Source organism: Hydrogenophaga sp. (assembly GCF_030158645.1).
Lineage (GTDB): Bacteria > Pseudomonadota > Gammaproteobacteria > Burkholderiales > Burkholderiaceae_C > Hydrogenophaga.
This window is the reverse complement of the sequence record NZ_JAOASO010000013.1, coordinates 66,466-86,640: the sequence shown is the minus strand read 5'-3', so window position 1 is coordinate 86,640 and position 20,175 is coordinate 66,466. Positions and strand designations below refer to the sequence as shown.

The window sequence follows — 20,175 nt, the reverse complement described above, 5'->3', positions numbered from 1 at the left end:
CCAGGCGCTGCGTGTCCTCGAACATGCCGCGCGCAAACATCACGTAGAGCGCCGAGCCGACCACCAGCACCAGCATGGCCACGAGCAGCAGTGCGGCTTTGAACTCGAGGTTCTTGACCTCGGGTGTCTCGGAAACCTGGGGATCGTCGGGTGTGGCGTTCATGGGAGATCAGTAGTAGTTGCCGACCAGCGACATGATTTCGATGAGCAGCACAACGGAGAACAGGCGCGCGAACTCCGAGATGTCGCTGCGTTGCGCGTACAGGCCTTGCGCGTCCTGCTGCGCACTGCCGGCCAGCGGAACCACCGCCACCGCGAGACTGAAGAACAAGGTCTTGAGCGTGAAGATCAGCGTCACCGCCGGGGTGAACACCTGGCCCACGCTGCGCGTGTAGCCGGGCAGGCCCCAGTGCGAAAAGCCGTAGACCGTGAGGTAGGTGAGCACCAGCGCGATCACGCAGCTCAGCGCTGCGAGCATCAGCACCGAGAACATGGACGCCAGGGCGCGGGGCAGCAGCTCGGTGGTCAACAACACCCCCTGGCCCCATTCGCGGCCCGCGCGCTGGTGGGCAGACAGCTGCTTGCGCACCACCTGCGCGCCCGGCATGGCGTAACGCGCCGCGACGAACATGGCCGCGTACAGCGGAATGAGCTCCAGCACCAGCGTGCGCACCAGCACCCCCAGGGCGTACTGCGACAGGCCATAGCTGTAGGCGGTGGCCACCACGATGCGGATCAACACCAGGCTGATGAGCGCCGAGAGCACGAGGAAACCGGTGAGCAGCGGCGCGGTGGCCTGATGAACGTGCAACAACACACGCTGGCGAGGCGCGCCCCTGGCGTAGCTCGAGGGTGCGAGCGCCATCACCAGGATCTGCGCCCCCAGCATGACCACCTGCCACCAGGTGGTCCCCCACAGCCGCACTCGCTGGCCCCAACGGGTCATGAGCGTTTGGCTGGCTGCGACGGGGTTCATGTTTTGATGATAGTCCGCGGTGGGTGAACGCTTGACAGGTGCGCGGTGTGCAAAGGTGACAGCAGGCTGGTGAAAACGCGCATGGCCAAACCGGTTGGATGGGCTTCAATCAAGCCACCGGCCCCGACGGCCGACCATCCCTTCAGGAGCCCATGCATGTCTTCGACCCTTCCGCCGGTGGTGCGCCGCCAGACCATCGCCGACGCCCTGCACCGCACGGCCCTGCGCTTGCCCGACAAGACCGCCATTGTCTGCGGCGACACCCGCTGGACCTACGCCGACTTCGACGCCCTGGTGAGCCGCCTGGCCGCCGGGCTGGCGCACCTGGGCGTGGCCGAGGGCGACAAGGTGGCTGTGCTGGCGCGCAATTCCCACGGCTTCGCCGCCCTGCGCTTCGCCCTGGCGCGCCGCGGCGCGGTGCTGGTGCCGATCAACTTCATGCTCAAGGCCGATGAAGTGGCTTACATCCTGCGCCATGCGGGTGCGAAGACCCTGGCCACCGACAGCGGGCTGACTGCGCTGGCGCGCGAAGCCGCCGAACAGGACACCGCCGTGGAGCGCTTCATCTGGCTGCCCAGCGAAGACCCGAGCGAACCCGACCCCGCCATGCACCGCTTCGACCACCTGGCGGCCTGCCCCGACCCCCTGCCCGAGGTGGGCCTGGGCAGCTTCGATCTGGCCCAGATCGTCTACACCAGCGGTACCGAGTCCACACCCAAGGGCGCCATGCTCACCCACGACGCGGTGCTGTGGCAGTACGTGAGCTGCGTGATCAACGCCGAGATCGCCGAAGTGGACCGGGCGCTGCACGCGCTGCCGCTCTACCACTGCGCCCAGCTCGATGTGTTTTTCGGCCCGGCCATCTACATCGGCAGCAGCAACGTCATCACCTCCAAACCGGTGCCCGACAACCTGCTGGCCTTGATCGAAAAACACCAGATCACCAGCTTCTTCGCCCCGCCCACGGTGTGGATCGCGCTGCTGCGCTCGCCCTTGTTCGACGCCGCGAAGTTGAAGAGCCTGGTCAAGGGCTACTACGGCGCGTCCATCATGCCGGTGGAGGTGCTCAAGGAGCTGGCCTCCCGCCTGCCCGCCGTGCGCCTGTGGAACCTGTACGGCCAGACCGAGATTGCGCCGCTGGCCACCATGCTGGGCCCGCAGGACCAGCTGCGTAAACCCGGCTCGTGCGGGAAGGCCGTGCTCAATGTGGAAACCCGCGTGGTCAACGAAGCGATGGACGATGTGGTGGTGGGCGAGGTGGGCGAGATCGTGCACCGCTCGCCCCACCTGATGCTGGGTTACTTCAACGACCCCGAGCGCACCGCCGCGTCGTTTGAGGGCGGCTGGTTCCACAGCGGCGACCTGGCCCTGATCGACGACGAGGGCTTCATCACCGTGGTCGATCGCAAGAAGGACATGATCAAGACCGGCGGCGAAAACGTGGCCAGCCGCGAGGTCGAGGAGATGATCTACCGCCTGGCCGGCGTGAGCGAGGTCGCGGTGATCGGCCTGCCCGATGCGAAGTGGGTGGAGGCGGTCACGGCCGTGGTGGTGAAGGCAGGCCACCAACTCACCGAGGCCGAGGTGATCGCGCATTGCACCGAACACATGGCCAGCTTCAAGAGCCCGAAGCGCGTGGTGTTCACCGACAGCCTGCCCAAGAACCCGAGCGGCAAGTTGCTCAAGCGGGAGCTGAGATTGCGTTACGCAGACTGAACCTGCGCCAGCGCCCAGGCCACGTGTTCCCGCACCACCTCGCTGGGGTGGTCGACACGGGCTTGCAGGGCCTGCGCAATCGCCGGTTCGGGACCACAGCGCAGTGCATTGCCCATCGCCACGGCGATGTTGCGCAACCAGCGTTCGTGCCCGATGCGGCGGATGGCGCTGCCTTCGGTGCGGCGCAGAAACTCCGATTCACTCCAGGCAAAGAGTTCGGTCAAGGACGAGCCAGAAAAACCCGCGCGCTCATCAAAGTCGGGCAAGGGTGAGCGCTGCGCAAACTTGTTCCATGGGCACACCAGCTGGCAGTCATCGCAGCCGTAGATGCGGTTGCCCATGAGCGATCGCAGCTCGATGGGAATGGCGCCAGCGTGTTCGATGGTGAGGTAGCTGATGCAGCGCCGCGCGTCCACGCGCTGAGGGCCGGTGATGGCCCGGGTGGGACAAACGTCGATGCAGGCGCTGCAGCTGCCGCAGTGGTCGCTGACGGCCTCGGTCGGAGACAGCGCAATGTCCACAAAGATTTCGCCGAGGAAAAACATCGACCCTGCTTCGCGGTGCAGCGCGAGCGTGTGTTTGCCGCGCCAGCCGATGCCGCTGCGCGAGGCCAGCTCCACCTCCAGCACCGGGGCCGAGTCGGTAAACACGCGATACCCAAACGGTCCGACGGCTGCAGCGATGCGATCGGCCAGCGACTGCAGGCGGTTGCGCAGCACCTTGTGGTAGTCGCGTCCCCGTGCGTACAGGGAGACCACGGCCTCTTGCGATCGGTCGAGCCGTTCCAGCTCGATGGCCTGCCAGCCCTCGGGCGTGGCGCGCGGCAAGTAGTCCATGCGCGCGGTGATCACGCTCAGCGTGCCCGGCACCAGCTCGGCCGGGCGGGCCCGTTTGAGGCCGTGCGCGGCCATGTAGCCCATGTCACCGTGACATCCAGCCGACAACCAGGCCATCAAACCCGGCTCGGCAGCCGACAAATCCACACCGGTCACGCCGATTTGGGAAAATGCGAGCTCCTGGCCCCAGGCCTGAATCTGCGAGACGAGTTGAGCGGCATCCAAAGCGACATTCATGTGAAGGGCATTGTAGGAACCCCCCCGGCTCCTGCGGGGTCGGTGTCCGCGCTGACACCGTGGCAGGGTCGCTGGGCCTCCGAAGAGGACACCCAGTCCTTTGCTCAGCGCCTGGCCCTGTCGCCCGCCATCGCCCACGCCACCCTCACGCTGCAGGGCGATCTGGGCGCCGGCAAGACCACGCTGGTGCGCCACCTGCTGCGCGCGTTGGGTGTGCGCGGTCGCATCAAGAGCCCCACCTACGCGGTGGTGGAGCCGCACAGCGCGATGGACTGCCCGGTCATGCCCGCGGGTGAGCCGCTGTCGGTCTGGCACTTCGACTTCTACCGCTTCAACGACCCGCGCGAATGGGAAGACGCGGGCTTTCGCGAACTTTTTGCCAGCCCGGGTCTCAAGCTGGTGGAGTGGCCCGAACGCGCTGGCGCATTTCTGCCGGCGGTCGATCTGCAGATCGACATCCAACCCGACGACATGAACCCCCACACCGATCCGGAACACGACAGCGCCCGCACCGTGCGCGCCACCGCCCTCACCCCCACCGGTCTGCGCCTGCTGGAGGCCCTGGCATGACGGGTTCCATCAGCCGCCGCACCCTGCTGCGGTCGGGCACGCTGGTGCTGCTGCTGGGCGTGCAACACATCGCACGCGGAGCCAGCGTGCTGGCGGTGCGCATCTGGCCGGCCGAGGACTACACCCGCGTGACCATCGAGTCCGACGGTGAACTCAAGGCGCAGAAGTTCTTCGTGACCGAACCACCCCGCATGGTGGTGGACATCGAAGGCATCGACCTGCTGCCCGGCCTGCGCGAACTGGTGGGCAAACTCAAGTCGGACGATCCCAACATCGGCAGCATCCGCGTGGCGCAGAACGCGTCCAACGTGGTGCGCCTGGTGATCGACCTCAAGCAGGCCATCAAACCGCAGGTGTTCAACCTGGAGCCGGTGGCCGCCTACCAGCACCGCCTGGTCCTCGACCTCTACCCGGTGAACGCGCCCGATCCGCTGGAGCAACTGATCGCCCAGCGCATGAAAGACCTGGACGCCGCCAGCGAGCGCGCGGCACGCCTGCTGGGTCTGGAGATGGGCCAGGTGGCGGGCGGACCCAATCCGAACGACCGCGTGACCGCGGCCAACCCGGTGGACGACCCGCTGGGCGCGCTGATCGCCAAACGGGCCCAGCCCGGCACCGCCAACACCCCGGCGCCGGCAGGCAACACAGGCACGGCGGTGGCTGCCGGGTCGCCGTCCGGCAGCCCCGCCAAACAAGCCCCCGCAAAGCCCGGCAAGACCGAGCGCCTGATCGTGGTGGCGCTGGACCCCGGCCACGGTGGCGAAGACCCGGGCGCCATCGGCCCGGGCGGCACACACGAGAAAAAAGTGGTGCTGCAGATCGCACAAAAGCTGCGCGACCGCATCAACGACACCCGCGTCAACGGCAACCCCATGCGCGCCTACATGACGCGCGACAAGGATTTTTTCGTGCCGCTGCAGGTGCGGGTGCAAAAGGCGCAACGCGTGCAGGCCGACCTGTTCATCAGCCTGCACGCCGACGCGTTCTACACGCCGCGCCCGCAAGGCGCCAGCGTCTACGCGCTGAGCACCAAAGGCGCCAGCAGTGCGGCCGCGCGCTGGATGGCCAACAAGGAAAACGCCGCCGACCAGGTGGGCGGCCTCAACGTGAAAGCCAAGGACGCCACCGTGCAACGCGCCCTGCTCGACATGAGCACCACGGCCCAGATCAACGACAGCCTCAAGCTCGGCAGTGCCATGCTCGGTCATGTGAAGCAGGTGGGCAAGCTGCACAAACCGCGCGTGGAGCAAGCCAACTTCGCGGTGCTGCGCGCACCCGACATTCCCAGCGTGCTGGTGGAGACCGCGTTCATCAGCAACCCGGATGAAGAAGCGCGGCTCAACGACCCGAAGTACCAGGACGACCTGGCCGACGCGCTGTTGCGCGGCATCGTGGCGTACTTCAGCAAGAACCCGCCGCTGGCGCGCAACCGTCAGATCTAGATCGGGTAGATCAGCGAGTTGAGCACCATCTCGCTGTCGTACACACAGGTGCGGCTCTGCAGCTTCAGCCCCTCATCGGTGTTCACAAACGCGTCGATGTACCGCCCCACGTTGTAGACCTCGCTCACGCCACCGGGTTTGGTGCGGAACACGGCGTAGTTGGCTTCAGCGCGGATCGGATCGTCAGCCGTGCCCGCGCCCGCCTGCGTGATGCGCGCCGGGCTCACCACATGGCGCGTGTAGTACGGTCCGTGGTAGATGGTCTGGCTGGTGCCGTAGATGCGGTCGCGCAGCATGCCCTGGCTCTCCAGCGCGAGCAGCGCGAGCGGCAAACCCCGGTCGAAATTCTCACGGGCCTGCACCTTGTAACGCGCGTCTTCCACAAAGCACTCGGGCCATTCGTTGAAGCGGCGGTCGTCCAGCGTGGCGGCGTAGGCGGCATTGAAGCGGTCCACCGCATGGTGCAGCAGCAGGCTGTGCAGATCCTGGTCAATCACTGGCATGTCATTCCCCCATGGCCTTGCGCCAGTAGGCGTACATCGAGCGGATCAAGGTCTCGGTGACCATGTGCTCGGTGGGCGGCTGGCCCACGTCGTCGCCCCGGCCGCCGAGCTCCACCAGCGTGGTGCCGCCTTCGCCCCACTGCCTGAAACCGTCCTGGCTGAACTCGATGACCTCGCCGTCGTCCGCGCTCACAAAACCGGCGGGGCCGAACAGGTTGGCCTGGCGCAGGCGGCGCTGCGTCATCTCCTCGGTGTCGTCGGCAAAGCCGAAATGCGTCCACACAAAATCAAACTCACCCGCGCCGCGCGGCACGATGTGGCGTGTGGACAGCGAGTTCACCTGCTGCTGAATGATGAGGCTGGGGAACAGCGTGATCATGGTCACCGTGGGCGTGATGGTCGTGCCGGGGTTCGATGGGTCGTCCACCGTCCACCAAGGCTCGGGCACCACGTCGAGCAGGCGCTTGTCCTGCAGGGCCATGTCGGCCTTGAAGCTGGTCACGCCTTCGGTCACGCTCTGGTTGGCACCGCCATCGTTGCGGCGCGAAATCATCACCGCGTGCCGGCCGTGTTCGTCCATCACCATGCGGCTTTTCTGGTCGGCGCGCCACAGGCCGAAGGTCACGAACCACGTGTGCAGCAGACCCGGGTGGTACGGGTCCTTGATGTTCTCCATCATCAGCTTCCAGTTGCCGGGAATGCGCTGGCGGTTGTAGCCCAGCAGCTTGAGTTCACGGCCCTTGAAGATGCGGTCCAACCAGGGCATGACGTTGGGACCGATGTACTGCTCGAAGGGCTCGGCTTCATCACTGAAGGTGGCGAACACCAGGCCATGCAGCACGGCCACGCGCAGCTTGGTCAGGCCGTTCTTGCTGAGGTCGAAGTCGGCAGGCATGCCGCCGTTGACGCATTCCCCATCCTTCACACCGTCCTTGAAAGGCAGGCCGGCGAGGTCACCATTGAGTTTGTAGGTCCACTGGTGGTAGGGGCACACAAAGCTGCGCGCGTTGCCGGTCTGGCCGTCCATGGGCGGCTGGCAGAAGCGCACGCCGCGGTGCGCGCAGCGGTTCTCCACCACACGAATGCCGGGGTCGGTGCCACGGTCCTTGGGCGCCACGCGGTCGCGCACCATGATGACCTGGCGCTCACCGACCCAGCTGAGTTTGTAGTCGCCGGTGTTGGGGATCTCGATGGCCAGGCCCACGTAGGACCAGTGGGGTCCGTAGAACAGGCGCTCCAGTTCACGTTGGTAGAGGTCGGGGTCGGTGTAGGCCCAGAACGGAATGCGGCTGGTGCCGCGGTCGTGCCAGCGCACGAGGGCTTGCGGTGCGTTCATGTCTCCTCACGCTTCGTCTGTGTGTGGGGATAAATGATAAGCCTACTGATCAATTGCTGTTGTGCCGGTGGTCGGCGGATTTTTCTCCGGCCGGTCCGGTCATCGGCGGCCATGGGGCACGGCTCACACCAACACCACTGCAGGCCATCAACGCAACGAAGACAAAAAACCTCAGCCAGCGTCCCGCAACGACTGCTGCCGGGCCCGCCAGGCCCCGAAGATCGCGATGAACCCGGGGATGAAAATCATGGCCCAGATGATCTTGCTCAGGTTGGCCTGCACCCACGGCAAATTGCCGAAAAGATAACCCGCCCCCACCAGCCCCACCACCCAGATCAGGGCGCCCACCACGTTGTAGGCCGTGAACTTGGTGCGCGTCATCTCGGCCACACCCGCCACAAACGGCGCAAAGGTGCGAACAAACGGCATGAAGCGCGCCAGGATGATCGTGATGCCACCGTATTTCTCGTAGAACGCATGCGCCTGGTTGAAGGCGTTGCGGTTGAACAGTTTCGAGTTCTCCCACTGGAACACCTTCGGCCCGAAGTAGCGGCCGATGGAATAGTTCACCTGGTCCCCAAGGATGGCCGCCACGACCAGCAGCCCCATCGCCAGCGGCAGGCTCATCAACCCGGCGCCGCACAAAGTGCCCACCACAAACAGCAACGAGTCACCCGGCAGGAAGGGCATGACCACCACGCCGGTCTCGGTGAAGATGATCAGAAACAGCAAGGCGTAGACCCAGGCGCCGTAGTTCTGCACAAAGGTCTGCAGGTGTTGGTCCACGTGCAGGATGAAGTCGATGAGAAAGGCCAGGATTTCCATAGAGGGGCATTATCCCTGCGCCCTACAATTTGCCCGTGACAACCCCACCCAGCATCCTCAAGGCGCCGCGCCGGCCCATCCGCGAACTCCCCGACGAACTGATCAGCCAGATCGCGGCCGGCGAGGTGGTCGAGCGGCCGGCCTCGGTGGTGCGCGAACTGGTGGACAACGCCCTGGACGCCGGCGCCACCCAGATCACGCTGCGCCTGCAGGCCGGCGGCGTGCGGCTCATCAGCGTGGAAGACAACGGCAGCGGCATCCTGCGCAGCGAGCTGCCCAATGCCCTCAAACGCCACGCCACCAGCAAGATCGCCAGCCTCTCCGACCTGGAATCGGTGGGCACCATGGGGTTTCGTGGCGAGGCGCTGGCGGCCATCTGCTCGATTGCCGAGGTGTCGCTGCTCACGCGCGTGGACACCGACGACGAGCCCCACGGCTGGTTGCTCGACGGGCGCAGCGGCGAGCTGCAGGCAGCAGCGCGCGCACCCGGCACCACGGTGGAGGTGCGTGAACTCTTTTTTGCCACGCCCGCGCGTCGCAAATTCCTGAAGACCGACGCCACCGAGCTCGCCCACTGCATCGATGCGGTGCGCCGACACGCGCTCGCGCGGCCCGGGGTGGGTTTTGCGATCTGGCACGACGGCAAGCTGGTCGCCCAATGGCGCGCGGTGGGCAGCAGTGGCATGGAGGCGCTGCGTCAGCGCCTGGCCGATGTGCTGGGCGAAGACTTCGTGCAGCAGGCGGTGGCACTGAACTGGCCACTGGACGCGACCGAGGACGAGGGCACGCAACGCTTGCGAGTCTGGGGCTTTGCGGGTGTGCCCGACGCCGCGCGCTCGCGCGCCGACTGGCAGTTCGCCTACGTGAACGGGCGCTACGTGCGCGACAAGACCATCACCCACGCCGCGCGCAGCGCGTACGAAGACGTGCTGCACGGCCATCGGCAACCGGTGTACGCGCTCTTCGTCTCGCTCGACCCGGCGCGGGTCGACGTGAACGTGCACCCGACGAAGATCGAAGTGCGGTTTCGCGATGGCCGCGAGGTGCACCAGGGTGTGCGGCGCGCGGTGGAAGCGGCGCTGGCCGTGCCGCGCTCGGGCGGCACGGCCGAGCCGGTGGCCACAGAGGCTGTGACCGCATGGACGCCGACCGCGCGACAGGACGGCTTTGCATTTCGCCCCCGGGAACCCGAGGTGGGGCATCGGGTGAGTGATGTGGGAGCCTTGTGGGGCTATGGGTCTGGCGGGGCTTCGACAGGCTCAGCCCGATCGGACACCACCGCGCCCAACTCGCCAAGGGTCATTGGGGCTGAACCGACCTCCGTTCGGGCTGAGCCTGTCGAAGCCCTCACCCACCCTTCACCCTTGCCCGCCGGCGACTGGCCCCTCGGCCGCGCCATCGCGCAGCTGCAAGGTGTGTACATCCTGGCCGAGAACACACACGGTCTGGTCGTGGTCGACATGCACGCCGCCCACGAACGCATCGTCTACGAACGGCTCAAGCAGCAGCTCGACGACCGGCAGGTGGCCAGCCAGCCGCTGCTGATCCCGGCCACGTTTGCCGCCACGCCCGACGAGGTGGCCACCGCCGAAGATGGCGCGGAGGTGCTCATGACCCTGGGGCTGGAGATCACGGCCTTGTCGCCCAAGACGCTCGCGGTGCGGGCCGTGCCGACCACACTGGCGCAAGGCGACCCGGTGGAGCTCGCGCGAAGCGTGCTGGCCGAATTGGGCCTACACGACGCAAGCACCGTGGTGCAACGCGCCCGCAACGAACTGCTGGCCACCATGGCCTGCCACGGCGCGGTGCGCGCCAACCGGCGCCTCACGCTGGACGAGATGAACGCGCTGCTGCGCCAGATGGAAGTGACCGAGCGCTCCGACCAGTGCAACCACGGTCGCCCAACCTGGCGCCAGGTCGGCATGAAAGAACTGGACGCGCTCTTCCTGCGCGGGCGCTGAACGGTCTGTGCCTGGCCGCCGGTCGGGAAACTGGCGGGGAATCCGACCGCCAGCCATGATGGGGCGGCTCGTTGGCACGAAACCTGCGCGCGACGATGTCTGAACTTTTTGGTCCGCAAGGCCCTCCATCACGGTCATGAAACGCCTGATCGCCCTTCTGCTGGCCACCTTGGCCCTGCTGGCCGGGTGCGCCACGCTCGACGAGAAGCAGCGCGCCTGGATCTTTCAGCCATCCGACCGCAGTTGGGCCGGCGGTACCTACGCGGCCGAAAGCATGGAAAACGTGTGGATCGATTTCAGCTCCGAGGTCACCGGCAAACCCGTCAAGCTGCACGGTCTCTGGGCACAAAACGACAACTTCACCCAGCGCGCCGACGCGCCGGTCCTGCTGTACCTGCACGGTGCGCGTTTCAATGTCACCGGCTCTGCGTTCCGGGCCCAGCGCATGCAGGAGCTCGGCTTCTCGGTGCTGGCCATCGACTACCGCGGCTTCGGCAAAAGCACCAACGAGTTGCCCTCGGAGACCAAAGCGTACGAAGACGCCCGCGCCGCCTGGGACTGGCTGGGCGAGAAATACCCCGGCCGGCCGCGCTACATCTTTGGCCATTCGCTCGGCGGCGCCATCGCCGTGGAACTGGCGGCGCAGGTGAAAGACGAAGCGGGCACGGTGGTCGAAGGCACCTTCACCTCCATCCCCGACGTGGTGAGCACCTTCAAATGGGGCTGGCTGCCGGTGTCGCTCTTGATCACGCAGCGCTTTGAGGCGGTCAAACGCGTGCCCGAGATCGGCTCGCCGCTCCTCGTGGTGCACGGCGGTGACGACCGCCTGATCCAGCCGGAGCTGGGTCGCAAGCTGTTCGAGGCCGCCACCGGGCGCAAGGCCTTCGTGCTGGTGGAAGGTGGTTCGCACCACAACACCAACTCTGTGGGACAAGCGCAGTACCGCGTGGCGCTGGCCAGCCTGTTCGGTTTGCGTCCCGATGTGCAGGTGGTGAAGAACTGAGCGACGCGCCAGGGCTTTCGCGCGGGGTGTTCTGCTACCCTCGACCGGATGCCCGCCACGCCTTCTCTGCCCGCCCAAACGCCCGTGACGGCAAACGCCATGCCGCCTGCCCTGGTGGTGCTGACACTCTCCCTGCTGCTGGGACTGCAGCCCATCGCCACCGACCTGTACCTGCCCGCCCTGCCCGCGCTCACCGCGGGATTTGGCGCGGCCATGTCGCAGGCGCAACTCACACTCACCGCCTTGCTGCTGGCATTCGGCCTGTCGCAGATGTTCTGGGGACCGCTCTCCGACCGGTTTGGCCGGCGTCCCATCTTGTTGACCGGCATGGGCGCCTTCGTGGTGGCTTCGGTCGGCAGCACCTTCTCGCCCTCCATTGAACACCTCATCATCTGGCGCGCCGTGCAGGGCGCGGCCATGGGTGCCGGCGTGATGTGCGCGCGAGCCATCGTGCGCGATCTTTACGCGCCCACCGAGGGTGCGCGGGTGATGTCCAAGGGACTCACCGGTCTGGGTGTCATTGCCTGCGCCAGCGCACCGCTGGGGGGCTTCCTGTCCGACCTCATGGGCTGGCGCCTGTCGCTGATGGCGGTGGCTGTGTTCGGCGCCATCACGCTGGGTGTGATCGCCTGGCGGTTCGAGGAAACGCTGGCCGCGAAGAACCCGCACGCGCTGGAGCCCACCATGCTGCTGGGCACCTGGGTGCGGATCGCGCGCCACCCCACTTTCTGGGCGTTCGCCTTGCTGGCGGCCACGTCCTATTGCGGTCTGTTCACCTTCCTGGCGGCCTCGTCCTTCGTGTTCATTCAGGTGCTGGGTCTGTCCAAGACGGCCTACGGCCTGATGATGATGACGATGTCGCTGAGCTACATCGCGGGCACCTTCATCTGCCGGCGCCTGCTGCCGGTGCTCGGTGTGCGGCGCACGGTGGCGGTGGCGGCGGTGTTCACGCTGCTCGGCGGCAGCAGCATGGGTGTGCTGGCACTCATGGGCGTGCAAAGCGCCTGGGCCATCATGCTGCCCTTCTATTTGTTCATGATGGGCCACGGCGTGCACCAGCCTTGCGGCCAGAGCGGCGCGGTGGGACCCTTTCCGCAGTCCGCCGGGGCTGCCTCGGCGCTGGCGGGTTTCATCATGATGATCGCGGCCTTTGGGGTGGGCGGCTGGCTGGGCAAGAGTCTGGCGGCCATCCAGGCGGGCAGCGGCACGGTGCTGCCGCTCACCAACGGCATCTGGCTCTGGAGCGTGCTCATTGCACTGACCGCCTGGACGCTGGTGCAGCGTTTCGGTGAAAGCCGGCCCGGGCCCGGGCCCGAGCGGGCGATCCCTGTCGAACCAGCGCGAGGCTGACCCGACCCATGTCCGCGCCCTCTGTGTCCTGCATCGGCCTGGCCGGTCCCACCGCCAGCGGCAAGAGCGCGGCCTCGCTGGCCATCGCGCAACGCTGGCCGGTGGAAATCATCAGCGTCGACTCGGCGCTGGTCTACCGGGGCATGGACATCGGCACCGCCAAACCCACACCGGCCGAACTCGCGCAAGTGCCGCACCACCTGATCGACATCCTCGACCCGCTGGAGAGTTACAGCGCCGCCGACTTCGTGCGCGACACCACGCGCCTGGTGGGCGAGATCAACGGGCGTGGTCGCACCGCGCTGCTGGTGGGCGGCACCATGCTGTATTTCAAGGCGCTGGTGGTGGGCCTGGACGACATGCCGCCGGCCAACGCCGCCGTGAGAAGCGCGATCGATGCACGCGCAGCGGCGCTGGGATGGCCGGCGCTGCACGCCGAGCTGGCTCGGGTCGATCCGGTGACCGCGGCGCGCCTGGCGCCACTGGATGCCCAGCGCATCCAGCGCGCGCTTGAGGTTCACGACATCTCGGGCCAACCGCTCTCCAGCTTCCAGACCGGACGCACCCACAACCCCGACAGTCCGCTTGCACCCGAACACCTGATGTCGCTCGAACCGCGCGACCGCGCCTGGCTGCATGCGCGCATCGCGCAGCGCTTCGACGCCATGCTGGCCGAAGGCTTCATGATCGAAGTCAAGCGCCTGCGCGCGCGCGGCGATCTCTCCACCGACCTGCCCTCCATGCGCTGCGTGGGGTACCGCCAGGCCTGGGACATGCTCGATGCCTACGGCAACACGCTCAAGCCGGCGCAAGTCGCCGAGCTGCGCGAACTCGGCGTGGCCGCCACGCGCCAGCTCGCCAAACGCCAGCTCACCTGGCTGCGTTCCATGCCAGAGCGCCGGGTCATTGCGTGCGACGCACCCGACGCGCTGGCGCGCGTGCTCGAATCGGTGCAAGCCCTGTTGGGCGCACCCACTTGAACGGCATGTCACTCGTCGTTGAACAACTTGGAAAGCGTTACGGCAACACCTCCGTCTTCGGCGGCGTGAACCTCACGGTGGCGCCGGGCGAGTTCATCGCCATCGTGGGCGAATCGGGCGTGGGCAAATCCAGCCTGCTCAACTGCCTGGCCGCGCTGGACGACTGGAGCGAAGGCCGCATCACCCACACGGGCGTGGACCTCGGTGGTCTGAGCGACACGCAGCGCGCGCACTGGCGCCGCGAACACCTCGGCTTTGTGTTCCAGGCTTTTCACGTGTTGCCGCACCTGGACGTGGCACAAAACGTGGGTCTGCCCCTGCTGCTGCTGGGCCGACCCGATGCCACGCGCGTGCAGCAGATGCTGGACGCCGTGGGCCTGGGCGAGCTGGGTGCGCGTTTGCCGGCCGAGCTCTCGGGTGGTCAGTTGCAGCGCGTGGCGATTGCACGCGCGCTGGTGCACCGCCCCGGCCTGCTGCTGGCGGACGAGCCCACGGGCAACCTGGATCCGACCACCGCCGCGCAAGTCATGGATGTGCTGGAGCATCAGGCCCGCGAGAGTGGCGCGGCACTGGTGCTGGTCACGCACTCGCAGGCCGCAGCCGGTCGCGCGCAGCGGGTGCTGCACCTCACCGCGAACGGCCTGGAGCCCGCCTGAGGCCTCAGGTCTTCAGACTTTGAGGATGACGTCGTGGTCGGGCGCGAAGCAGGTGTGCAGCGGCAGCAGCGCGCCGCCCAGTGCGCGCGCATCCGAGCCGATGCTGCCCAGCTCCAGGCGTGGGCGGTGCAGGCCCTCCCAGCTGTAGGCCGTCAGCGCCGCGCGCGTGGCCTCGCACAGGGCGCGCAGCAGGTCGGGCGCCACCGCACCGTCCATGACCACCGCTTCCACGTCGAGAAACGCCGTGCCCGAGACCACGCATTGCGCCAGCGCCGGCGCGGCGCGCGCAATCCATTCCTGGCTGTACGGCAGCCAGGGCGATTGCAGGGCCCGCGCGTCGTAGGCCGCCATCGGGTCCAGGCCGTGCTGGCGAAATCGCTGCTCCAGGTCCCACAACGAGGCTTCGCCGATGAGCTGCGGCGCGAGCTCACCGCCCTGCGCCACGCGCAGCGGCAATGACGCCACCGCGCCGGCGTTGCCGTGGATGCCGCGGTGCAGGTGCGAGTCGAGCACCAGGCCACCACCCACGAAGGTGTCCATGAACAGGTAGAGAAAACTGCGGATGTCGCGCCCGCGGCCTTGCAGCAGCTCGGCCACGCAGGCGGCCGAGGTGTCCTTGGCAAAACTCACGGGCAGATCGGTGAGCTTCTGCACCTCGGCGCCCAGGTCGATCTGGTTCCACGCCTGCGATTGTTCGGCCGTGAGGCCCAGCATGCGGTGCCAGCCACCGAGCTGGAACGGAGCCGCCACGCCGACACCGACCACGCGGTCGCTCAGAGGCCCCAGCTTCTTGAGCAGGCGGTTGAGGTTGGTCTTGATCGCGGGCAGCAGCACCGGGATGTCGGGGAAGGCGTAGTCGAGCACGAGGCGCTCGCGCACCTGGCCGGTGAAGTCCACCAGCAGCCAGTCGGCGCTGCGCCGGCCGATCTTGATGCCGATGGCGAACGCGCCGTCGGGGTGCAACCCCAGCGGCACCGAGGGCTGGCCCACGCGCCCGCGCACCGGGGCCTCGCGGCGCAGCAGCTGGTCCTCGTCCAGCCGCGCGGTGATCAGGCCGATGGTCTGCGCCGTGAGCCCGGTGAGGCGTGCGATGTCGGCCTTGGCCAGGCTGCCGTGGACGCGCAGCGCCTGCAGCACCACGCGCTCGTTGAACTGGCGCATGCCCACCTGGTTGGAGCCGCGCGGGCGCAGGCGCGGCTGATCACCCGGTTCGGTATCGGGCAGGGCTTCGGTAGCGGCGGCGTCGTTGTTCACTGCGTCAGGTTCGATGTCGGATCAGGTCCGCAAAGTGTCGCCGATGACACCCTTGCGCAGGATGAAGTTGCCCCAGGGCTGCAGCTCGCCGGTGACCACGATGGCGTAGGCCTGTTTCACGCGCTCGTAAAAGGCAAACCGTTCCACCGCTTCGGCCTGGCCCTCCATCAGGCCCTCTGCGGACAGCACGGCCAGCGTTTCGCGCTGCAGGGCCGAGCGGTACGGCGCCTCGGTGCCGCCGACCTGCATGTAAGCCACGGGCTGCGGCACGTCGGCCGCCAGCGGCAGCACGCTGGCCACGGCCTTCACGGTGCGCGCCATGCCCACGCCGGGCAGGCGCAGCACGGTCTTGCCCGCGCCCAGGCTCATGGCGGTGAAGTTCGCATCAGTCAGCACCAGCGCGTCGTCGTGGCCCATCTCGGCCAGCAGTTTCAGCAGCTCGGGGCTGAGCAGGGGATCGATACCTTTGAGCATGGTCAGGCCAACGCCTCCGCGGGCAGTTCCTCGGCCAGCTTGGCGCCGGTCATCACGGCCACGGTGTCGCTCATGCTGATCACCTTGGGGTTGACGACCGCTGCGCGTTTGCCCAGGCGCGCGATGTGGATGCGGTCGGCGATCTCGAACACGTGCGGCATGTTGTGGCTGATCAGGATCACCGGCAGACCCTTGTCGCGCACGCGGCGGATCAGCTCCAGCACCATGTTGCCCTCCTTCACGCCGAGCGCGGCGGTGGGCTCGTCCATGATGACCACGTGCTGCGCGAAGGCCGCGGCGCGCGCCACGGCCACGCACTGGCGCTGACCGCCCGAGAGCGTTTCCACCGCCTGCGTCATCGACCGGATGCCGACCTTCAGATCGTTCATGCGCGAGATGCTCTCGCTCAGCATTTTCTTTTTGTCCATCATGCGCAGGAAGCGGCCCAGAAAACCCGGGCGCAGGATTTCGCGGCCCAGAAAGAGGTTCTCGGCAATCGTCATGGCCGGGGCCACGGCGAGGTCCTGGTAGACGGTCTCGATGCCGGCTCGGCGGGCGTCGATCGGGCTCTTGAAACGGATGGGCTGGCCGTCCAGAAAGATCTGGCCTTCGTCGGGAATGGTGGCGCCCGACAAGGCCTTGATCAACGAGGATTTGCCGGCGCCGTTGTCGCCAATGACGGCCAGGATTTCACCGGCACGCAGCTCGAAGTCGGCGCCGTCGAGCGCGGTGACCTGGCCGTAGCGCTTCACCAGACCCTTGGCCTGGATCACAAGGGGCTGACCAGAACCGGCAGCCGCCGGGCCGCCCCAAGGCTGACGGGCTCCCCCTTGGGGGGCAGCGCTCGAAGAAAGCGTGGGGGCAGTCATCAGCGCACTCCCTTGCGAGACATCTGGTCGGTGGCCACCGCGAGGATGACCAGGATGCCGGTGACGAGGATTTGATACACGGACGACACGCCCATGAGCGTGAGGCCGTTGCGGAACACACCCACGATGAGCGCGCCCACCAGCGTGCCGATCAGAATGCCGCGCCCACCGAACAGGCTGGTGCCGCCCAGCACCACGGCGGTGATGGCGTCCAGGTTCTCGGTCTGCCCGGCGTTGGGATCGCCCGCGCCGATGCGCGCCACGCTCAGCATGGACGCGATGCCGTAGAACACACCGGCGGCCACGTACACGCCCAGCAGCACCTTGTCGGTGGAAATGCCGGTCAGCCGCGTGGCTTCGGGGCTGTTGCCCACCGCGTAGATGTGGCGTCCGGGCGCGGTCTCGCGCAGCGCAAGCCAGGTCACGAGGTAGAGCACCAGCATGAGGATCACGCCGTAGAGCACGTTGGTGCCACCGATGCGCAGCGACTGGCCCAACCAGTTCATGCCCTCGGGGATGTCGGTGATGGTCTGCGAGCCGCTGTAGAGCTGGGTGATGGCGAACGCGATGTTGAGCGTGCCCAGGGTCACGATGAAGGGCGGCAGCTTGGCCTTGGTCACCAGCAGGCCGTTGACCAGGCCGAAGAGCGCGGTGGCACCGATGCCCAGCGCAATGGCCACCGGTGCCGACAGGCCGAAGTCGGCCGCCATCTTGGTCATGACGATGCTGCCCAGCGCCATGATCATGCCGCACGAGAGGTCGATGCCGGCGGTGAGGATGATCAGCGTCTGGCCGATGGCGATGGTGCCCACCACCATCACCTGCTGCAGGATCAGCGAAAAGTTTTGCAGCGTGAGGAAGCGGTCGCTCTGCGTGGCAAAGAACGCGCAGGCCAGCAGCAGCGCGATGAAGGGCCCGAGCGTGCCCATGGGGGGTAGTTTGGCTTTCATGTCCGTGCGCTTTCCATCACTTGTTGCCCCAGCACAGGTCCATGCCGGTTGTCACGTCCTTGCTGTCCACACCGGCCACGGGCTTGGCTGCGATCAAGGTCACGCCGGTGTCGGTGTAGCCGCTGACCTTCTTGCCGCTCCTGGCGTACTCCACACCGGCGGCCACCCCCATGGCGGCCATGCGCAACGGGTACTGCTGCGAGGTGGCGGCGATCACGCCGGCGCCCACGTCCTTGATGCCGGCGCAACCGCCGTCCACCGAGACGATGACCACGTCTTTTTCCTTGCCGGCGGCCTTGAGCGCCTTGTAGGCGCCGGCGGCGGCGGGTTCGTTGATGGTGTAGACCACGTTGATGCCCGGGTTCTTCTGCAGGCAGTTTTCCATGCCGGTCTGGCCCTTGGCGGCGTCTCCAAAACTGTCGGCCATGCACACCACCTCGGGCGGCTTGGCCAGGTCGTTGCTCTTCGCGTCCAGCGACTTCAGGCCGTAGCCCTGCAGAAAGCCGTTGTGGCGTTGGGCGCCCACCGGGTGGCCGGGGAACAGGTCGAGCGTGGCGATCACCGGGGTCTTGCCGCCGAGCGCGGCCTTGGCGTACTGGCCGATCAGCACGCCGGCCTTGTAGTTGTCGGTGGCGAACAGGCCGTCCACGGCGCTCACCGGCTCGGTCGGACTGTCGAGCGCGATCACCATCACGCCCTGCGCCCGCGCACGCTTGACCGCCGGGATGATGGCTTTCGCATCACTGGGCGTGAGCAGGATGGTTTTCGCGCCGGCGGCGATCATGTTTTCCATGGCCGTCACCTGCCCGGCGTTGTCGCCGTCGGTCTTGCCCGACGCGGTCAACAACTTGACACCCCGTTTTTTGGCCTCGGCATCGGCACCCTCTTTCATCTTCACGAAGAAGGGGTTGGAGTCGGTCTTGGTGATCAGCCCGATGACGATGGGGGCCTGGGCTTGCGCGAGCGACGCGGACAGGGCCAGCAGGGAAAACGCACACGCAGACGTGGCCAGTGTGGAGGGGCGGATGGTCATGTTGGTCTCCTCAGGTGGAAGGGATGTCTCAGGGATCACGCCGCCAGACTCTTGGGGTTTTCACGAGGCCCGTTGCGGTGTGGTTGAACTATATTTCGGGACAGGTTAATAAATCAACTGGATTTAGTTATGGTTTTCCCTAGTCCCCTCCGAAGCGTCCAAGTCGCCACCGCCGGCGAGGCCCTGATCGACCTGATCGAGGACACCGATGGGCGCATGCGTCCCTGCGCGGGTGGCGCCGTCTACAACCTCACCCGAGCGCTCGGCCTGCAAGGCGTGGGCACGCTGTACCTCAATCCCCTGTCGAAAGACCGCTTCGGCCGCCTGCTGGCCGAGGGGATCTCACAAGCTGGCGTCGCGCTCGCGCAGGCGCAACCGGTGCACGAACCGACGTCGCTGGCGGTCGTGGGTCTGGATGCGCAAGGCAAGGCCAGCTACAGCTTCTACCGCGAGGGCGTGGCCGACCGGCAGGTCTCGGCGCACGGCCTGATCGCGGCGTGCGAAGCCCTGCCCGACCTGCGCATCACGGTCACCGGTTGCCTCGCGCTGGCGGCCGAGGACAGCGCGACCTACGGGCCCTGGCTGCAGGCCCAGCGCGCCGCCGGGCGGCTGGTGGTGGTGGACGCCAACCTGCGCCCGGCGGTGGTGCCCGACATGGACGCCTACCGCGCCAGCGTGATGGCCGCCCTGCAACAGGCCCACCTGATCAAGGTGAGCGACGACGACCTCGACACGCTGGGCATCGCCGGCACGGACGCCCTGCACCAGGCCAACGCACTGCTGGCCAGCACGCCCGCACAATGGCTCGCGCTCACCCTGGGCGCCGGCGGCGCGGTGCTGCTGGCGCGCGACGGCCGGGCATGGCACAGCGCCGAGTCGGCACCGGTCAGCGTGGTCGACACGGTGGGCGCGGGCGATTGTTTTCTGGCCGGCCTGCTGGTCGCGCTGATGCAGCGCCCCGACATGCGACCAGGCACCCTGGCGGACGCGCTGCAACTCGGCGCCGACGATGTGCAACACCTGCTCGCCCACGCCGTGGCGAGCGCCAGCCTGTGCGTGATGCAGACCGGTTGCACCCCGCCCAGTCTGAGCGAGGTGGTGGCCCGCACCGCCGCCCACCCCCCGATTTTTCGCACCCTGTGAATGGGCGCGCGGCGCTGCGGCGGTTAAGGTGGAGGCAACGCCCCTCGCCCACACAGGCCGG

General features: G+C 67.2%; 19 protein-coding genes. 9 read left to right on the top strand and 10 right to left on the bottom strand.

Features of this window, described 5'->3' with window-relative positions; translation table 11 throughout:
* Positions 1–169: 169 nt before the first annotated feature.
* Positions 170–976, bottom strand: coding sequence for an ABC transporter permease (locus Q1W68_RS01065; RefSeq protein WP_300648042.1), 807 nt, complete (start codon positions 974–976; stop codon positions 170–172).
* Positions 977–1,132: 156 nt separating this feature from the next.
* On the opposite strand from Q1W68_RS01065, the gene Q1W68_RS01060 reads away from it, so the two are divergent.
* Positions 1,133–2,692 carry an acyl-CoA synthetase gene (locus Q1W68_RS01060; RefSeq protein WP_300715447.1) on the top strand — a complete coding sequence of 520 codons (1,560 nt, stop codon included), beginning with the start codon at positions 1,133–1,135 and terminating at the stop codon, positions 2,690–2,692.
* Here the strand turns inward: Q1W68_RS01060 and queG are convergent.
* Complete coding sequence (gene queG / locus Q1W68_RS01055; RefSeq protein WP_300715446.1) at positions 2,680–3,765, bottom strand: tRNA epoxyqueuosine(34) reductase QueG; 1,086 nt, start codon at positions 3,763–3,765, stop codon at positions 2,680–2,682. The genes Q1W68_RS01060 and queG overlap by 13 nt on opposite strands.
* Before the next feature lie 42 nt (positions 3,766–3,807).
* Between queG and tsaE the strand changes: the two genes are divergently transcribed.
* Positions 3,808–4,335, top strand: coding sequence for a tRNA (adenosine(37)-N6)-threonylcarbamoyltransferase complex ATPase subunit type 1 TsaE (tsaE, locus tag Q1W68_RS01050; RefSeq protein ID WP_300648037.1), 528 nt, complete (start codon positions 3,808–3,810; stop codon positions 4,333–4,335).
* Positions 4,332–5,777: an N-acetylmuramoyl-L-alanine amidase gene (locus tag Q1W68_RS01045; protein ID WP_300715445.1), complete on the top strand. Its 1,446-nt coding sequence runs from the start codon at positions 4,332–4,334 to the stop codon at positions 5,775–5,777. The genes tsaE and Q1W68_RS01045 overlap by 4 nt, the downstream gene beginning before the upstream one ends.
* Here Q1W68_RS01045 and Q1W68_RS01040 read toward each other — a convergent pair.
* From Q1W68_RS01040 to Q1W68_RS01030, 3 genes are all read right to left on the bottom strand, one after another.
* Positions 5,774–6,280: an aromatic-ring-hydroxylating dioxygenase subunit beta gene (locus tag Q1W68_RS01040; protein WP_300715444.1), complete on the bottom strand. Its 507-nt coding sequence runs from the start codon at positions 6,278–6,280 to the stop codon at positions 5,774–5,776. The genes Q1W68_RS01045 and Q1W68_RS01040 overlap by 4 nt on opposite strands.
* A gap of 1 nt (position 6,281) precedes the next feature.
* Positions 6,282–7,616, bottom strand: coding sequence for an aromatic ring-hydroxylating dioxygenase subunit alpha (locus Q1W68_RS01035; RefSeq protein ID WP_300648031.1), 1,335 nt, complete (start codon positions 7,614–7,616; stop codon positions 6,282–6,284).
* Between the two features lie 171 nt (positions 7,617–7,787).
* Positions 7,788–8,441 (bottom strand): DedA family protein, encoded by a 654-nt coding sequence (locus Q1W68_RS01030; protein WP_300648028.1) that lies wholly within the window; start codon positions 8,439–8,441, stop codon positions 7,788–7,790.
* Between the two features lie 35 nt (positions 8,442–8,476).
* On the opposite strand from Q1W68_RS01030, the gene mutL reads away from it, so the two are divergent.
* The 5 genes from mutL (at position 8,477) to Q1W68_RS01005 (ending at position 14,391) form a co-directional block, all read left to right on the top strand.
* The gene (gene mutL / locus Q1W68_RS01025; RefSeq protein WP_300648025.1) at positions 8,477–10,402 is read left to right on the top strand and encodes a DNA mismatch repair endonuclease MutL; all 1,926 of its coding nucleotides are present in this window, start codon (positions 8,477–8,479) and stop codon (positions 10,400–10,402) included.
* A gap of 136 nt (positions 10,403–10,538) precedes the next feature.
* The gene (locus Q1W68_RS01020) at positions 10,539–11,405 is read left to right on the top strand and encodes an alpha/beta fold hydrolase (protein WP_300648023.1); all 867 of its coding nucleotides are present in this window, start codon (positions 10,539–10,541) and stop codon (positions 11,403–11,405) included.
* A gap of 99 nt (positions 11,406–11,504) precedes the next feature.
* Positions 11,505–12,755 carry a Bcr/CflA family efflux MFS transporter gene (locus tag Q1W68_RS01015; protein WP_300648020.1) on the top strand — a complete coding sequence of 417 codons (1,251 nt, stop codon included), beginning with the start codon at positions 11,505–11,507 and terminating at the stop codon, positions 12,753–12,755.
* Between the two features lie 8 nt (positions 12,756–12,763).
* Positions 12,764–13,735 (top strand): tRNA (adenosine(37)-N6)-dimethylallyltransferase MiaA, encoded by a 972-nt coding sequence (gene miaA, locus Q1W68_RS01010; RefSeq protein WP_300715443.1) that lies wholly within the window; start codon positions 12,764–12,766, stop codon positions 13,733–13,735.
* Between the two features lie 5 nt (positions 13,736–13,740).
* Entirely contained in the window at positions 13,741–14,391 is a 651-nt protein-coding gene (locus Q1W68_RS01005) for an ABC transporter ATP-binding protein (RefSeq protein WP_300715442.1), read from the top strand.
* Positions 14,392–14,403: 12 nt separating this feature from the next.
* Here the strand turns inward: Q1W68_RS01005 and Q1W68_RS01000 are convergent, their stop codons facing one another.
* The 5 genes from Q1W68_RS01000 to Q1W68_RS00980 form a co-directional block, all read right to left on the bottom strand.
* Positions 14,404–15,552, bottom strand: a complete 1,149-nt coding sequence (locus Q1W68_RS01000) for an ROK family transcriptional regulator (protein WP_300648301.1) — start codon at positions 15,550–15,552, stop codon at positions 14,404–14,406.
* A 114-nt stretch (positions 15,553–15,666) separates the two neighbouring features.
* Entirely contained in the window at positions 15,667–16,119 is a 453-nt protein-coding gene (locus Q1W68_RS00995; RefSeq protein ID WP_300648014.1) for an RbsD/FucU domain-containing protein, read from the bottom strand.
* A gap of 2 nt (positions 16,120–16,121) precedes the next feature.
* Entirely contained in the window at positions 16,122–16,988 is an 867-nt protein-coding gene (locus Q1W68_RS00990; RefSeq protein WP_300648012.1) for an ATP-binding cassette domain-containing protein, read from the bottom strand.
* Positions 16,988–17,938 (bottom strand): ABC transporter permease, encoded by a 951-nt coding sequence (locus Q1W68_RS00985; protein WP_300648010.1) that lies wholly within the window; start codon positions 17,936–17,938, stop codon positions 16,988–16,990. The genes Q1W68_RS00990 and Q1W68_RS00985 overlap by 1 nt, the downstream gene beginning before the upstream one ends.
* Before the next feature lie 16 nt (positions 17,939–17,954).
* Positions 17,955–18,971 (bottom strand): sugar ABC transporter substrate-binding protein, encoded by a 1,017-nt coding sequence (locus Q1W68_RS00980; RefSeq protein ID WP_300648008.1) that lies wholly within the window; start codon positions 18,969–18,971, stop codon positions 17,955–17,957.
* Positions 18,972–19,100: 129 nt separating this feature from the next.
* On the opposite strand from Q1W68_RS00980, the gene Q1W68_RS00975 reads away from it, so the two are divergent.
* Positions 19,101–20,114, top strand: coding sequence for a PfkB family carbohydrate kinase (locus Q1W68_RS00975; RefSeq protein ID WP_300648005.1), 1,014 nt, complete (start codon positions 19,101–19,103; stop codon positions 20,112–20,114).
* The last annotated feature ends 61 nt before the right edge of the window (positions 20,115–20,175 follow it).

Excerpts from the sequence above, each read along its gene's own strand:
- Q1W68_RS01020 (WP_300648023.1), top strand. The coding sequence starts at position 10,539 with ATGAAACGCCTGATCGCCCTTCTGCTGGCCACCTTGGCCCTGCTGGCC.
- Q1W68_RS01000 (WP_300648301.1), bottom strand. The coding sequence starts at position 15,552 with ATGCGCCAGTTCAACGAGCGCGTGGTGCTGCAGGCGCTGCGCGTCCAC.
- Q1W68_RS00990 (WP_300648012.1), bottom strand. The coding sequence starts at position 16,988 with ATGACTGCCCCCACGCTTTCTTCGAGCGCTGCCCCCCAAGGGGGAGCC.
- Q1W68_RS01035 (WP_300648031.1), bottom strand. The coding sequence starts at position 7,616 with ATGAACGCACCGCAAGCCCTCGTGCGCTGGCACGACCGCGGCACCAGC.
- Q1W68_RS00985 (WP_300648010.1), bottom strand. The coding sequence starts at position 17,938 with ATGAAAGCCAAACTACCCCCCATGGGCACGCTCGGGCCCTTCATCGCG.
- Q1W68_RS01065 (WP_300648042.1), bottom strand. The coding sequence starts at position 976 with ATGAACCCCGTCGCAGCCAGCCAAACGCTCATGACCCGTTGGGGCCAG.
- Q1W68_RS01015 (WP_300648020.1), top strand. The coding sequence starts at position 11,505 with ATGCCGCCTGCCCTGGTGGTGCTGACACTCTCCCTGCTGCTGGGACTG.
- Q1W68_RS01040 (WP_300715444.1), bottom strand. The coding sequence starts at position 6,280 with ATGCCAGTGATTGACCAGGATCTGCACAGCCTGCTGCTGCACCATGCG.
- Q1W68_RS00975 (WP_300648005.1), top strand. The coding sequence starts at position 19,101 with ATGGTTTTCCCTAGTCCCCTCCGAAGCGTCCAAGTCGCCACCGCCGGC.
- Q1W68_RS00995 (WP_300648014.1), bottom strand. The coding sequence starts at position 16,119 with ATGCTCAAAGGTATCGATCCCCTGCTCAGCCCCGAGCTGCTGAAACTG.
- Q1W68_RS01030 (WP_300648028.1), bottom strand. The coding sequence starts at position 8,441 with ATGGAAATCCTGGCCTTTCTCATCGACTTCATCCTGCACGTGGACCAA.
- Q1W68_RS01060 (WP_300715447.1), top strand. The coding sequence starts at position 1,133 with ATGTCTTCGACCCTTCCGCCGGTGGTGCGCCGCCAGACCATCGCCGAC.
- Q1W68_RS00980 (WP_300648008.1), bottom strand. The coding sequence starts at position 18,971 with ATGACCATCCGCCCCTCCACACTGGCCACGTCTGCGTGTGCGTTTTCC.
- miaA (WP_300715443.1), top strand. The coding sequence starts at position 12,764 with ATGTCCGCGCCCTCTGTGTCCTGCATCGGCCTGGCCGGTCCCACCGCC.
- queG (WP_300715446.1), bottom strand. The coding sequence starts at position 3,765 with ATGAATGTCGCTTTGGATGCCGCTCAACTCGTCTCGCAGATTCAGGCC.
- Q1W68_RS01045 (WP_300715445.1), top strand. The coding sequence starts at position 4,332 with ATGACGGGTTCCATCAGCCGCCGCACCCTGCTGCGGTCGGGCACGCTG.
- Q1W68_RS01005 (WP_300715442.1), top strand. The coding sequence starts at position 13,741 with ATGTCACTCGTCGTTGAACAACTTGGAAAGCGTTACGGCAACACCTCC.